The 242-nt window shown below is 65.3% G+C and carries 1 protein-coding gene; it reads left to right on the top strand.

What is annotated here, in order from left to right; all coding sequences use genetic code 11:
* The coding region (locus ACQG3P_RS22335) for a hypothetical protein (RefSeq protein ID WP_426806276.1) at positions 1-242 on the top strand (242 nt) is incomplete at both ends.

Genomic DNA, 242 nt, shown 5'->3' with positions numbered 1-242 from the left:
GCACGCTGGCTGATCGTGCCAACACGGTATCGGTCGGTGCGGCCGAAGCCTGGACCGATGCGGCCGGCGTGGTGCTTGACGCGATTGACCGCCAGATCACCAACGTGGGTGCCGGTTCCGAAGACACCGATGCGGTGAACGTGGCTCAGCTGAAGGAAGTGGCTGCGGTGGCTGCACCCACCAGCAAGTACTTCCAGGCCAGCGGCAGCGACGACAGCGATGCCGGTGCCTATGTGGAAGGC

Origin of the sequence: Stenotrophomonas sp. SrG, assembly GCF_050031795.1 — a bacterium.
In the GTDB taxonomy this organism is placed as follows: domain Bacteria; phylum Pseudomonadota; class Gammaproteobacteria; order Xanthomonadales; family Xanthomonadaceae; genus Stenotrophomonas; species Stenotrophomonas rhizophila_A.
This window is presented reverse-complemented; position numbering and strand designations above follow the sequence as displayed.